General features: G+C 72.2%; 12 protein-coding genes. 9 read left to right on the top strand and 3 right to left on the bottom strand.

Annotated features, from left to right (window positions below):
• Positions 1-233 precede the first annotated feature (233 nt).
• Positions 234-2612 (top strand): DNA helicase PcrA, encoded by a 2379-nt coding sequence (pcrA, locus tag ABD213_RS08790; protein WP_344327049.1) that lies wholly within the window; start codon positions 234-236, stop codon positions 2610-2612.
• A 1-nt stretch (position 2613) separates the two neighbouring features.
• On the opposite strand, the gene ABD213_RS08785 is transcribed toward pcrA, so the two are convergent.
• On the bottom strand, positions 2614-3387 hold the full coding sequence (locus tag ABD213_RS08785; protein ID WP_344327047.1) for a M23 family metallopeptidase: 774 nt from the start codon (positions 3385-3387) through the stop codon (positions 2614-2616).
• Between the two features lie 153 nt (positions 3388-3540).
• Here ABD213_RS08785 and ABD213_RS08780 point away from each other — a divergent pair, with 153 nt between their 5' ends.
• The gene (locus ABD213_RS08780; protein ID WP_344327045.1) at positions 3541-3810 is read left to right on the top strand and encodes a hypothetical protein; all 270 of its coding nucleotides are present in this window, start codon (positions 3541-3543) and stop codon (positions 3808-3810) included.
• A gap of 38 nt (positions 3811-3848) precedes the next feature.
• On the opposite strand, the gene ABD213_RS08775 is transcribed toward ABD213_RS08780, so the two are convergent.
• Complete coding sequence (locus ABD213_RS08775) at positions 3849-4754, bottom strand: alpha/beta fold hydrolase (RefSeq protein ID WP_344327043.1); 906 nt, start codon at positions 4752-4754, stop codon at positions 3849-3851.
• A 153-nt stretch (positions 4755-4907) separates the two neighbouring features.
• On the opposite strand from ABD213_RS08775, the gene sucC reads away from it, so the two are divergent.
• The gene (gene sucC / locus ABD213_RS08770; protein ID WP_344327041.1) at positions 4908-6074 is read left to right on the top strand and encodes an ADP-forming succinate--CoA ligase subunit beta; all 1167 of its coding nucleotides are present in this window, start codon (positions 4908-4910) and stop codon (positions 6072-6074) included.
• Between the two features lie 15 nt (positions 6075-6089).
• Positions 6090-6986 carry a succinate--CoA ligase subunit alpha gene (gene sucD / locus ABD213_RS08765; protein WP_344327039.1) on the top strand — a complete coding sequence of 299 codons (897 nt, stop codon included), beginning with the start codon at positions 6090-6092 and terminating at the stop codon, positions 6984-6986.
• A 56-nt stretch (positions 6987-7042) separates the two neighbouring features.
• On the opposite strand, the gene ABD213_RS08760 is transcribed toward sucD, so the two are convergent.
• On the bottom strand, positions 7043-8869 hold the full coding sequence (locus ABD213_RS08760) for a hypothetical protein (RefSeq protein WP_344327037.1): 1827 nt from the start codon (positions 8867-8869) through the stop codon (positions 7043-7045).
• A 70-nt stretch (positions 8870-8939) separates the two neighbouring features.
• Between ABD213_RS08760 and ABD213_RS08755 the strand changes: the two genes are divergently transcribed.
• Genes ABD213_RS08755 through ABD213_RS08735 form a run of 5 tightly spaced genes read left to right on the top strand, consistent with a single transcriptional unit; the run spans position 8940 to position 13461 of the window.
• Complete coding sequence (locus ABD213_RS08755; protein ID WP_344327035.1) at positions 8940-10076, top strand: cell division protein PerM; 1137 nt, start codon at positions 8940-8942, stop codon at positions 10074-10076.
• Complete coding sequence (gene purN / locus ABD213_RS08750) at positions 10057-10701, top strand: phosphoribosylglycinamide formyltransferase (protein WP_425546040.1); 645 nt, start codon at positions 10057-10059, stop codon at positions 10699-10701. The genes ABD213_RS08755 and purN overlap by 20 nt, the downstream gene beginning before the upstream one ends.
• Positions 10698-12269: a bifunctional phosphoribosylaminoimidazolecarboxamide formyltransferase/IMP cyclohydrolase gene (gene purH, locus ABD213_RS08745; RefSeq protein WP_344327031.1), complete on the top strand. Its 1572-nt coding sequence runs from the start codon at positions 10698-10700 to the stop codon at positions 12267-12269. The genes purN and purH overlap by 4 nt, the downstream gene beginning before the upstream one ends.
• 56 nt (positions 12270-12325) lie before the next feature.
• Positions 12326-13183 (top strand): bifunctional methylenetetrahydrofolate dehydrogenase/methenyltetrahydrofolate cyclohydrolase, encoded by an 858-nt coding sequence (locus tag ABD213_RS08740; RefSeq protein WP_344327029.1) that lies wholly within the window; start codon positions 12326-12328, stop codon positions 13181-13183.
• Positions 13180-13461, top strand: a complete 282-nt coding sequence (locus tag ABD213_RS08735; protein ID WP_344327027.1) for a DUF3017 domain-containing protein — start codon at positions 13180-13182, stop codon at positions 13459-13461. The genes ABD213_RS08740 and ABD213_RS08735 overlap by 4 nt, the downstream gene beginning before the upstream one ends.
• Positions 13462-13727 lie beyond the last annotated feature (266 nt).

Here is a 13727-nt window from a genome sequence, read left to right as displayed (position 1 = left end):
CCCCCTCGAATCGGTTTGTATCACTCACTGTAGCATCTGTATTGCCACAATCAAGTCCGCTCTCAGGCCCCCGGCGAGTGGCGCAATCTGGGGAAAGTGTGACGGCGAGTCGCCCGATCTTGCGCCACTCGCGGGGCAGTTCGCGCCACTCGGTGTCGGGTGTGCGCCACTCGTCGCCGCCGAGCCCGGGTGCGGCCCGACCTGTCGGGCGCGGCGACTACGCTGGGACGACGATGACCCTGCCGTTCCCCGTCCCTGCCGGCGCCCGTCCCGACCAACCGGGCGAGGAGGCCCGAACCCCGCGTGATCGCACGACGAGCAGGCGCGTTACGCGCTCGGAGACCCTCCTCGAAGGGCTCAACGACGCCCAGCGTGCGGCGGTCTCCCACGAGCCGGGGCCCCTGCTCGTGGTCGCTGGAGCCGGCTCGGGCAAGACCCGCGTGCTGACCCGACGCATCGCCTGGCTGATCGCGGCCCGCGGCGCCCACCCGGGCTCGATCCTCGCCATCACCTTCACGAACAAGGCCGCCGCGGAGATGCGCGAGCGCGTCGCCGAGCTCGTGGGTCCGCGCGCGAGGATGATGTGGGTCAGCACCTTCCACAGCGCCTGCGTGCGGATCCTCCGCCGCGAGGGGCAGCGCTTCGGCTACACGTCGAGCTTCACGATCTACGACGCCGCCGATGCACGCCGCCTCATGACCATGGTGTGCCGCGACCTCGGGTACGACCCCAAGCGGGTCAACCCGCGCGCGGTGCTCAACTGGGTCTCGAACCTCAAGAACGAGCTCGTCGACCACGAGTCCGCCGGGGGCCGGGTCAGCAACGGCACCGAGGAGCTCTACCTGGAGGCCTACCAGCAGTACCAGCGGCGCCTCAAGGCCGCGAACGCGATGGACTTCGACGACCTCATCATGTCGACGGTCCACCTGCTGCAGGCCTTCCCCGACGTCCGCGAGACCTACCGACGCCGCTTCACCCACGTGCTCGTCGACGAGTACCAGGACACCAACCACGCCCAGTACGCGCTCATCCGCGAGCTCTGCGGAGACGAGGACGGACGTCCCCACGACCTCATGGTCGTCGGCGACTCCGACCAGTCCATCTACGCCTTCCGCGGGGCCAACATCCGCAACATCCTGGAGTTCGAGCAGGACTTCCCGGGGGCGGACACCGTGCTGCTCGAGCAGAACTACCGCTCCACCCAGACCATTCTCAACGCCGCCAACGGAGTCATCGGCCGCAACGCCGGCCGCAAGGACAAGCGCCTGTGGTCGGCCGAGGGCGAGGGTGAGCAGATCGTCGGCTACGTCGGCGACGACGAGCGCGACGAGGCGCAGTTCGTCGCCGAGGAGGTCGACCGGCTCACCGACGCCGGCGAGGCCAGGCCCTCGGACGTCGCGGTGTTCTACCGCACGAACGCCCAGTCACGTGTCTTCGAGGAGGTGTTCATGCGCGTCGGCCTGCCCTACCGGGTGGTCGGCGGCGTGCGCTTCTACGAGCGCAAGGAGATCAAGGACGCCCTCGCCTACGTCCGCGTCCTGGTCAACCCGCGCGACGCCGTCTCGCTGCGGCGGATCGTCAACGAGCCCAAGCGTGGCATCGGCGACGGCGCCCAGGCCTCCGTGGAGGCTCTCGCCTCGCGCGAGCGGATCAGCTTCTGGGAAGCGCTCCAGCGCGCCGACGAGGCCGGTCTCGCCACGCGTTCGGCCAAGGCGATCGCCTCCTTCGTGGAGGTCATGACCGGTCTCATGGAGCTCGCAGCCTCCGGTGCGGCCGCCGACGCCGTCCTGGAGGCTGCGCTCACGCGCAGCGGATACCTCGAGACGATCGAGAACAGCAAGGACCCGCAGGACGAGAGCCGTGTCGACAACCTCGCCGAGCTCGTCGCGGCCGCACGGGAGTTCGTCTCGGCCGCCGCCACGGTCGAGGACGACGTCGACGACGCCGACTCCTCCGATGGCGACGACGAGGACGCGGGCCCGGCGCCCGGGTCCCTCGGGGCGTTCCTCGAGCAGGTCGCACTCGTCGCCGACGCCGACTCCCTGCCCGACGAGGGTGACGGCGTCGTCACCCTCATGACGCTGCACACGGCCAAGGGGCTGGAGTTCCCGGTCGTCTTCCTCACCGGCCTGGAGGACGGTGTCTTCCCGCACCTGCGCTCCCTCGGGGAGAACGCCGAGCTGGAGGAGGAGCGACGCCTCGCCTATGTCGGCATCACCCGTGCACGCGAGCGCCTCTACTTCACCCGGGCCTCGAGCCGGTCGGCGTGGGGTGCACCCTCCTACAACCCCGCCTCCAGGTTCCTGGACGAGGTGCCCGAGCACCTCATCACCTGGCGGCGCGAGGCCCAGGCGCCCACCCAGTGGACGCGCGCGGCCTCTGCTCGTCCGGCTCCGTCGTTCCGGTCCTCGGCCGTGGCGGCCCGGTCGCGCAAGGCCGAGCGGACGATCCCCTCGTTGTCGCCGGGCGATCGCGTCACGCACGACTCCTTCGGTCTCGGCACCGTGGTGGCGCTCGAGGGCCAGGGCGCGAGCAGCGTCGCGAGCGTCGACTTCGGGTCGGCAGGCGTCAAGCGGCTGCTGCTGCGCTACGCCCCCGTGGAGAAGCTCTGAGTCAGGGCGTGACGCCGTGCTCGGCGAGCGCGACGAGCGGATCGATCGGGTTGCCGCCGCCGGGACGCACCTCGAGGTGCAGGTGCGGGCCGGTCACGTTGCCGGTCGAGCCGGTGTAGCCGATGACCTGGCCGGGTGCGACCTGCTCGCCGGTGGAGACCGCGATGCGGCTCTGGTGGGCGTACCAGATCTCGGTCCCGTCCTCGAGGGTGATGACGGTCTTGTTGCCGTACGCGCCCTCGTAGCCCGTGGAGGTGACCGTGCCACCGGCGACGGCGACGATCGTCGACCCCGACGGGCCGGCGAAGTCGACGCCGGTGTGCGTGCTGGACCACAGGGAGCTGGACTGGCCGAAGCGCGCGGTGAGGCGGTAGCCCGTCACCGGCAGCACCCACTGCGTGGACTGGAGCTCGTCGGCGGCCTCCTGGGCACGCTGGGTGAGGCCGGCCTGCGCCTGGAGCGTCTGCTGGGCCTGGGCCTCGGTCTGCGCCGCGAGGATCTCGTCGTCGATGGGCTCGGTGATGTCGACGTCAGCACCCTCGCCGGCGTAGCTGGCCGAGATGGTCTGGTAGCCCGCGGCCAGCGAGTCCGAGTCCGTCTGGGTGGAGACGGCGCCGGCACCGATCCCGGCCACCACGAGGACGAACGCGCCGGCCATCGCGGGCGAGGGGCGCATCGTGGAGCGGCGGCGACGAGGCTGCACCGCGGCGCGCTTGCCGGCGGTGCGGGGGGCCTGGCGGACGTCGAGTCGGCGTTTCGGCGCAGACGAAGTCACGCAGGAATACCTCCGGCTCGGTGGGTGGGACCGTCTGAGTCTAGGCGATGGGGGGTCACGGTCCAACCCGTTCCTCCCAGGTCGGTGTCCGGATCGGCCGGGGGTCCGCCGCGAGCGTGACGCCCTTCACGTGGCGTGCCCTAGGGTGGCGAGGTGGCCGGACGGCGTGTGGTGGTGGCGGCCCTGAGCCCTGCCGACCCTGCCGGCGACCCGTCGGTGAGTGCGTCGCGAGCCCTGTGGCGCGAGGGCTGGGAGGTCATCCACCTCGGATCCGGGGTGAGCCCGGCGGCGGTCGTCGCGACGGCGGTGCAGGAGGACGTCCTCGATGTCGTCGTCGTGGGTGGTGCGGCCGACGTCACGTCGGTGCGCGAGGCGTTCGACGCTGCGGGAGAGACGGACATCACGGTCCGCTCGGCGCGCTGAGCGGACCGATCCGTGGCACCGGAGGCTCCGCGGCGGTCTCAGCCGACGACGCGCAGCGGACGTTCCTGCTCCGCGACGAACCCGCGCACGAGGTCGGCGACGAGCTCCGGCTGTGTCCGGGGCGCCCAGTGACCCGCCACGAGCTCCACGCGACTCAGGTTCGGCACGTGACGCTCGAGTCCGTCGTGGAGGTGGGGGAGGACGTAGCGGTCGCGCGTCGGGACGACGAGCTGCACCGGGAGGTCGACCGACGTGGGTCGCTGCAGCACCCGGCCCAGGTTGGCCCGGTAGAGGTTGACGCCGTGGACGGCGTCGCGGACGAAGCCCTCGTCCCACGGCGAGCCTGCCTCGCTCGCGGCGAGTCCCTCGGCGTGGGCGAGGCGGTCCGCGATGACGGGCCCCCACCGGCCCAGCACCAGCTCGGGGAGGACCGGCAGCTGGAAGGCCGCGGCGTACCAGGACCGGACGAGCTGGCGGCCCACGGCGAGCACCCGGCCCCGGCGCAGGCCCGAGCGCACGAACTCCCCGTACGCCTCGAGGCTCGGACCGCTGATCGAGGTGAAGGTGGCGATGCGACCGGACAGCGACGACTCCGGCCGCATCGAGCGCTCGAGGACCGCCCACCCCTGGATCGAGCCCCAGTCGTGGCCGACGAGGTGGACGGGCCGGCCACCGGGCAGCGCGTGCGCCACCACCGCCGCGACGTCGTCCACGAGCCGCTCGATCCGGTAGCCGGAGCGACCTCGCGGCGCCTCGGAGTCGCCCGAGCCGCGGACGTCGACGGTCACGACGTGGTGGTCGTCGCCGAGCCGGTCGGCGACCGGGTCCCACACGCCGCGGTGGTCGGGGAAGCCGTGCAGGAGCAGCACGGCGGGGGCCTCGCTCGGGCCGCGGTGCTCCACCCGGAGGCGGACGTCGTCGGTCTCGATCCAGCTGGTCCTCATGCAGACGACTGTCGCAGAGGGACGGCGAGGATGCTCGCGCACCGACGACCCCGCGCGTCGGGATCGGACACTGGCGACTAGAGTCCGAAGGGATTTTCCGCCCCCGTCGCGGGGCGTCTCACCCAGACTGGACGAGCGAGAACAGGCTTCATCGTGGATCTGATGGAATACCAGGCGAAGGAGCTCTTCGCCAAGCACGACGTCGCGACCACCGTCGGCACCGTGGTCACCACGGCCGACGAGGCGCGCGCAGCCGCCGAGCAGTACGGCGGGGTCACCGTCGTCAAGGCCCAGGTCAAGGCGGGCGGCCGCGGCAAGGCCGGCGGCGTCAAGATCGCCAAGACCCCGGACGAGGCGCACGAGCACGCGTCGAACATCCTCGGCATGGAGATCAAGGGCCTCACGGTCAACCGTGTCCTGATCACCCCGGCCACCCCGCCGGAGGAGGAGTACTACTTCTCCTTCCTGCTGGACCGTTCCAACCGCAGCTACCTGTGCATCGCGAGCGTGGAGGGCGGCGTCGAGATCGAGGAGGTCGCCAAGACCAACCCCGACGCGGTCAAGAAGATCGCCATCGACCCCGGCCAGGGCGTCGACGAGGCGAAGGCCCGCGAGATCGCCACCGAGGCCGCATTCCCCGAGGCCGTCTTCGAGCAGGCCGTGGAGATGATCCAGGCGCTCTACACCGTCTTCACCGAGGAGGACGCGACCCTCGTCGAGGTCAACCCGCTCGCGCGTCTGGAGGGCGACAAGCTCGAGGCCCTCGACGGCAAGGTCTCCCTCGACGAGAACGCCTCCGAGGTCCGCCACCCGCACCACGAGGAGTTCTCGATCCGCGAGGAGGAGGACCCGCTGGAGTCCAAGGCCAAGGACAAGGGCCTCAACTACGTCAAGCTCGACGGCCAGGTCGGCATCATCGGCAACGGCGCCGGCCTCGTCATGAGCACCCTCGACGTCGTCGCGTACGCCGGCGAGGCGCACGGCGGCGTCAAGCCCGCCAACTTCCTCGACATCGGCGGCGGCGCCTCGGCGCAGGTCATGGCCGACGGTCTCGACGTCATCCTGGGCGATCCGCAGGTCAAGAGCGTGTTCGTCAACGTCTTCGGTGGCATCACCTCCTGCGACGCCGTGGCCAACGGCATCAAGGGCGCCCTGGAGCTGCTCGGCGACGACGCCACCAAGCCCCTCGTGGTCCGCCTCGACGGCAACAACGTCGAGGAGGGTCGCGCGATCCTGGACGAGCTGAACCACCCGCTCGTCACCCAGGTCGACACCATGGACGGCGCGGCCGACAAGGCCGCCGAGCTGGCGAACGCCTGAGAGGACGGGACTGACATGTCGATCTACCTGAACAAGGACAGCAAGGTCATCGTCCAGGGCATCACCGGCGGCGAGGGCTCCAAGCACACCGCCCGCATGCTCGCCGCGGGGACGAACATCGTGGGCGGCGTCAACGCCCGCAAGGCCGGCACCACCGTCACCCACACCGACGCCTCCGGCGCCGAGGTGGAGCTGCCGGTCTTCGGATCGGTCGCCGAGGCGATCTCGACGACCGGCGCCGACGTCTCCGTCGCCTTCGTGCCGCCGGCGTTCACCAAGGACGCCGTCGTCGAGGCCATCGACGCCGAGATCGGTCTGCTCGTCATCATCACCGAGGGCGTGCCCGTCCAGGACTCCGCGGAGTTCTGGGCTTATGCCCAGGGCAAGAAGACGCGCATCATCGGCCCCAACTGCCCGGGCATCATCACCCCGGGCGAGGCGCTCGCCGGCATCACGCCGGCGAACATCGCCGGCAAGGGTCCGGTCGGCCTGGTCTCCAAGTCGGGCACGCTGACCTACCAGATGATGTTCGAGCTGCGCGACTTCGGCTTCTCCACGGCCATCGGCATCGGTGGCGACCCGATCATCGGCACCACGCACATCGACGCCCTCGAGGCCTTCGAGAACGACCCGGAGACGAAGGCGATCGTGATGATCGGCGAGATCGGCGGCGACGCCGAGGAGCGTGCGGCCGAGTTCATCAAGGCCAACGTCACCAAGCCGGTCGTGGGCTACGTGGCCGGGTTCACCGCACCCGAGGGCAAGACCATGGGCCACGCGGGCGCCATCGTGTCCGGCTCCTCCGGCACGGCCGCCGCCAAGCAGGAGGCCCTCGAGGCCGCCGGCGTCAAGGTCGGCAAGACGCCGTCGGAGACGGCCAACCTCATGCGGGAGATCCTGCAGGGCCTCTGAGCCCCGAGCACCTGAGACGCCCCCGGTCCGCGAGGACCGGGGGCGTCGTGCTGTGGTTACTCGGACTGGGCGTAGACGAGCCGCTCGCCCGCCCGCTGCACCAGGCGGTCGAAGGTCTCGGCGGCGATGTCGACGTCGCCGGAGGGCGTGAAGAGCACCTGGGCGACGACGTTGCCGCGTCGGACGATCCCGGTGCGGAAGACGACGTCGTCGCCGTCCTCGACCTCGAACCGGACGGTCCACGTCGTGCCGCTCGTCTCGCGGGTGCCGATGTCGGAGCCCTCGCTGACCCTGGCGGAGAGGTTCTCGTCCTCGCAGGCCTCCAGCTTGCGGCGCGTGGAGCGGATGAGGTCGCTCGCGGCCTCCTCCGACGACATGGTGAGCACCGTCTCGGCGACCCCGAACTCCGGGGCGAGGCCCTCCTCCTGCGGGATCACGAAGATCCTCGCGTTCGCGTTCTCGACGCGCCGGCCCTCGGTCCCCGTGGCGTCGCAGAGGGTCGCCGCGGGGTTGCGGTCCGCCTCGGGGACGAACGGCTTCGTGCCCGACCACACGCGGTCGATGTCGGCGACCGGAGGGAGGTCGACGACCCCGAGGAAGGCAGGTGCCTCGCTCGTGCGCGGCGGTGCCGCGGGGGTCACCTCGAGCTCGTCGCTGCACTGGCCGCCACTGTCGCGACAGATCTTGGCCACGGACGTGTTGAGCATTCGGGCGAAGTCGTCGATCGGCGGGCCCTGGTCGCCCTCCTGCTCGTGGACGACCGTGCTGCTCACCGAACCGGACTGCGTCACGCCGACCGTGAAGACCCGCTCGGGGTCGCGGTACGAGCGCATCTGGAGGATCCGGAAGTCACCGAAGGGACGCTTCACGACGTAGGAGCCGATCAGCTGGGTCCGTGGGTGCGCGCAGTCGGCGAACCACCCCACGGTCGTGCGGTACGCGCGCTGGGCCTCCCGCTCGGACGAGGAGACCTCGATGGCCTGTGCGGCGCGGGTGTTGGCGTCGCCCTCGGCCTCGAAGGTCCGCAGGAAGACGCGGGCGGGGGACTCGTCGGCGAAGCGCCGGGGCGGACAGGTCGCGTAGGGGGTGTCGTTCTCGGGGTCCTCGTCGGTGGCCGTCGTGCGCCAGGGGGAGTCGGGGTCGAGCTCGGCCACCTGGTTGCTGCTGAGCAGGTTGTCGGCGGAGAGCTTGCTGGCCTCGAGCACGACGTCCGGGCGTTCGGCGCCGAGCTTCTCGCGGTAGGGCATCGACGCCTGGGTCGTCAGGGAGGAGCCGTCGGTCACGACGAAGCCACCGCCCAGCACGAGTGCGACGGCTGCGGCGACCAGGAGCACGGTGTTGCGACGGCCGTCGCGGCGGGCGCCGGTGCGGATCTTCTCGACCGGCGGCATCGACAGGGACTCGGTGACCGCCCCCAGCCCCAGGAGCCGCTGCTCGAGGACCGCGAGGTCGTGGCCGAGTGCCTCCTCGAGGGCGGCGAGGGCCACGCCGACGCGCTCGATGCCCTCCTCCTCGCCGATCCCGACCTCGCGGGAGGCCTCGGCGAGGTCGGAGCCCCCGAGGGTGAGGAGCACCACGAGTCGTCGGTCGTCCGCCGCGAGGTCGTGCAGCGCGGCGAGGAGGTCGGTGTCGGCGTCCTCCTCGTGGCGGCGCCGCAGCGGGTGGACGCCCCGGTGGAGCGCGACGGCCCGCCACGCCTCCGTGCGGATGTGGACGAGGGGACGCTTGTCGCGGATGCGGCTCCACTCGCGCCACCCGCGCCGGTAGGCGTCGACGGTGGCCTCGAGGGCGACCTGACGGTCCCCGCACAGGGCATAGGTGACCCGCAGCGTCTCTGCGGCGGTCGCCGCGTAGAAGCTGCTGAACTCATCCATGCGGGTCACGGGTGGCGCTCTCCTCGGGTGCTCGGCGTGGCTCGTCGCAACGGCCCGACTTTACAGGTTGGATGGATGGGTGCCGTCCCCTGTCGCGTCGTCCCCGCAGGAGGCCCCGGCCCTGCGGACCGGCGTCGTGACCGCCGTCACGACCAGCGTACTGGGCGTCGTCCTGACGTGCCTCGCCGTCCTGGTGGCGACCTCCGGCGACGTCTCCACCGCCGCGGTGCTGCGCTCCGGCGTCCGGCTCTGGGTGGTCTCGCTCGGCTCCGGACTCATGGTCGACGACGTCGCGATCGACCTCGTCCCGATCGGCGGGACCCTCCTCGCAGGTCTGCTCCTGATGGCCGTCGCGATGCGGGTCCAGCGCGGTGCACCCGTCGACGACGTCGCCCAGTTCGCTGCGACGGTCGCCGGCACGACCGGCCTCCTCGCCGCCGTCCTCTCCCAGGTCAGCGGGACCCAGACGACGCAGACCTCGGAGGTCCGCGCCGCGGTCGGGGGCTTCGTCGTGGGCGGGCTCGCGGCCGCCTGGAGTGCCGCACGGCGCCGACGCGAACCCCTGCTCGGGCCCGGGCGGGAGGAGGCGACCGCGGTGCTGCGCGCTGCGGGCACGGCGCTCGGGCTGCTCCTCGGCTCCTGCGCGGTCGTCGTCGCGATCCTCCTCGTCGGCTCGCTCGGCCAGGCGGCGGACCTCTGGGCAGCGCTCGACCCGGGCGCCGGCGAGGGCGTCGCGCTGGGACTCGCCTGCGTCCTGGCCGTGCCGACGCTGGTCGTGTGGGTCGCCGCCGTCGCGCTCGGGCCCGGGGTCAGCGTCGGCACCGACACCTCGCTCGACCTCTACGGCGCCTACCTCGGTGACGTGCCAGGACTCCCGGTCCTCGCCGTGCTCCCCGACCCCGGCGCCTTCGGGGGCGCGGTGGTCCTGCTCGCTCTCGTCCCCGTGGTCTCCGGCCTGCTCGCCGGGTGGCGCCTCGACGTCCCTGCCGAGCTCGGCCCGGGCCGACGGGCCGCACTCGGCGCCGCCGCCGGTGGACTGGCCGGAGGGGTGCTCGGTGTGCTGCTGCTCGTCTCGGGCGGTTCGGTCGGCCCCGGCCGGATGAGCGAGGTCGGTCCGCTCGGACCGGTACCGGCCCTCCTCGCCCTCGGGGTGCTGGGCGCGGCCGGTGCGATCGGGGCAGCGCTGGCGCACTATCGTGAGGCCCGTGCCCGATAGCCGACCGTCCGCGCGCGTCGTGGTCCTCGTCTCCGGGTCCGGCACCAACCTCCAGGCGCTGATCGACGCCGCCGCGGCGGACCCGCAGGGCTACGGCGCCCGGATCGTGGCCGTCGGTGCCGACCGGCCCGGCATCGAGGGACTGGCGCGGGCGGAGCGGGCGGGGATCGACACCTTCGTCGTCGGTCTCGGGGACCACCCCGACCGGGCTGCCTGGGACGCTGCTCTCACCGACGCCGTCGCCGAGCACCGCCCCGACCTCGTCGTCCTGGCGGGCTTCATGAAGCTGACCGGACCGACCTTCCTCTCCCGGTTCGGTGGACGCACCCTCAACACCCATCCCGCCCTGTCGCCGGCGTTCCCCGGGATGCACGGCCCGCGCGACGCGCTCGCCTACGGCGTGAAGGTCACCGGGTGCACCCTCTTCGTCGTCGACGAGGGCGTCGACACCGGTCCGATCGTCGCGCAGGAGGCGGTCCCGGTCCGGCCCGACGACGACGTCGAGAGCCTGCACGAACGCATCAAGACCAAGGAGCGGGCGATGCTCGTGGAGTGGGTGGGCCGGCTGGCCCGCCACGGGTTCCGCGTCCGCGGCCGCACCATCGAGCTGCAAGGAAGCCCATGAGCACCAGCCCCTCGTCCCCCCGTCCGCTGCCCCGTCCGCTACGCAGGGCGCTCGTCTCGGTCTACGACAAGACCGGGCTCGAGGACCTCGCCCGCGACCTGCACGGCGCCGGAGTCGCGATCGTCTCCACGGGTTCGACGGCGAAGGTGATCGAGTCCGCCGGGGTGCCGGTCACGCCGGTCGAGGACGTCACCGGGTTCCCCGAGTGCCTGGACGGACGGGTCAAGACCCTGCACCCGCGGGTCCACGCCGGCATCCTCGCCGACTCCCGGCTCGACGACCACGTGCGCCAGCTCGAGGAGCTCGAGGTCGAGCCGTTCGACCTCGTCGTCGTCAACCTCTACCCCTTCAGCGCCACCGTCACCTCGGGCGCGACGGACGACGAGTGCGTCGAGCAGATCGACATCGGGGGTCCGTCGATGGTGCGGGCGGCCGCCAAGAACCACCCGAGCGTGGCGGTCGTCGTCTCGCCGCAGGCCTACGACGACGTCCGCGCCGCGCTCGCCGGGGGCGGGTTCACCCTCGAGCAGCGCAAGGCGCTCGCGGCGTCGGCGTTCGCGCACACCGCGGCCTACGACGTCGCCGTGGCCCGGTGGTTCGCGGGGGAGTACACCGGCGAGCAGGAGTGGCCGCGGTTCGACGGGTCGGCGCTGGAGCGCTCCTCGGTGCTGCGCTACGGCGAGAACCCCCATCAGTCCGCTGCGCTCTACGTCGACGGCACCGGCGGGCTGGCCGGCGCCGAGCAGCTGCACGGCAAGGAGATGAGCTACAACAACTACGTCGACACCGACGCCGCCATCCGCGCTGCGCACGACCACGACGCTCCGTCGGTGGCGATCATCAAGCACGCCAACCCGTGTGGGATCGCCGTCGGCGACTCGATCGCCGAGGCGCACGCCCGCGCCCACGCCTGTGACCCCGTCTCCGCCTTCGGCGGGGTCATCGCGGCCAATCGCCCGGTCAGCCGGACGATGGCCGAGCAGGTCGCGGACGTGTTCACCGAGGTGATCGTCGCCCCGGACTACGAGTCCGGCGCCGTCGAGGTCCTGCAGGCGAAGAAGAACATCCGGATCCTGCGCTGCCCCGACCTCGCCCAGGCGCCGCTGGAGCGACGCGCCGTGTCCGGCGGTCTGCTCGTGCAGCGCCGCGACCTCGTCGACGCTCCAGGCGACGCGCCGCAGGGTTGGACCCTCGTCAGCGGCGAGCCTGCCGATGGCGACACCCTCGCCGACCTGGCGTTCGCGTGGCGCGCGGTCCGGGCCGTGAAGTCCAACGCCATCCTCCTGGCCTCCGCCGGGGCCTCGGTCGGCATCGGGATGGGACAGGTCAACCGGGTCGACTCGTGCCGCCTCGCCGTCGAGCGCGCCGGCACCGAGCGGGCCCGGGGAGCCGTGGCGGCCTCCGACGCCTTCTTCCCCTTCGCCGACGGTCCGCAGATCCTCATCGACGCCGGGGTGCGCGCCATCGTCCAGCCGGGCGGCTCGATGCGCGACGAGGAGACGATCGCTGCGGCCGAGGCCGCCGGCGTCACGATGTACACGACCGGCACCCGTCACTTCGCGCACTGAGGCCTCGGCCCGAGGCATCGACCCGTGGCGCGGACGTGCGTGGAAGACTGTGCAGCGTGACGGCGCAGATCCTCGACGGCAAGGCCACCGCGGCGACGATCAAGACCGACCTCGCGACCCGCGTGGCGCGCCTGCGTGAGCAGGGCGTGGTGCCCGGGCTCGGCACCATCCTGGTCGGCGACGACCCCGGCAGCCACTGGTACGTCGGCGCCAAGCACAAGGACTGCGCCGAGGTCGGCATGGAGTCGATCCGCATCGACCTGCCGGCCACGGCGACGCAGTCGGAGGTCGAGGCGGCGGTCGACCAGCTGAACGCCGATCCGGCCTGCACCCTGTACATCGTCCAGTTGCCCCTGCCCGACGGGCTGGACGAGAACGCGGTCATCGGCCGGATCGACCCTGCGAAGGACGCCGACGGACTCCACCCCACCAACCTGGGCTGGCTCGTCCTCGGTCGCGAGGCGCCCCTGCCCTGCACGCCGCGCGGCATCGTCGAGCTGCTGCGGCGCCACGACGTCCAGATCGCCGGGGCGAACGTCGCCGTCGTCGGCCGTGGCGTCACCGTCGGTCGACCGCTCGGCCTGCTGCTCACGCGTCGCAGCGAGAACGCCACCGTCACCCTGTGCCACACCGGCACCCGCGACCTCGCGGCCGAGGTGCGCCGCGCCGACATCGTCGTCGCTGCGGCGGGGGTGCCGGGCATCATCACCGCCGACATGGTCAAGCCCGGTGCCGCACTGCTCGACGTCGGCGTGAGCCGTGACGACGCCGGCAGGATCGTCGGTGACCTCGCTCCCGACGTCCACGAGGTGGCGGGCTGGGTCGCACCCAACCCCGGCGGCGTCGGCCCCATGACGCGGGCGATGCTGCTGAGCAACGTCGTCGACGAGGCCGAGAAGCGTCTGCCGTCGTGAGCCCGCTGGTGCCGCGCAGTCGCGGGTCGCAGATCTACCTGGCGATCCTGGTCGGCGTGGTCGTCGGACTCGGTTTCGTCGCCGTCGGGTCGTGGCGCGCGGGCATCCTGATGGTGGGGGTCTCCTTCGTGGTGGCGGCTCTCGCCCGGGTGCTGGTCCCGCAGGCGCACGTCGGCATGCTGCGCGTCCGAGGCAAGGTCTTCGACGTGGCGTGGACGGCCACGTTGGGCGGCGCGCTCGTCGTGCTGAGCTTCGTGGTGCCGCCCGGCCCCGTCTGAGACCGACGCGCCAGGGCGCCATGCCTCCGGGGCGGGCGTACGCTCCGGCCATGAGACGGACGGTGCTGGCCATCACCGTGGCGATCGCGATGTCGTCCACGGCGGTGTCGTCGGCCGTGGGCGCGGCCGGTGCGGACGAGGCACCGACACCTTCCCAGAGCGTCGCACCGGTCCCGACGGCCGAGAGGACCGACCCGTCGCCGGAGACCACGGCGCCGTCGGAGACCACCGCGCCCCCCGCCGGTCCGCGGGTCGTCAAGCGGATG

The organism is Aeromicrobium halocynthiae (genome assembly GCF_039531385.1).
Taxonomy (GTDB): Bacteria; Actinomycetota; Actinomycetes; order Propionibacteriales; family Nocardioidaceae; genus Aeromicrobium; species Aeromicrobium halocynthiae.
This window is presented reverse-complemented; position numbering and strand designations above follow the sequence as displayed.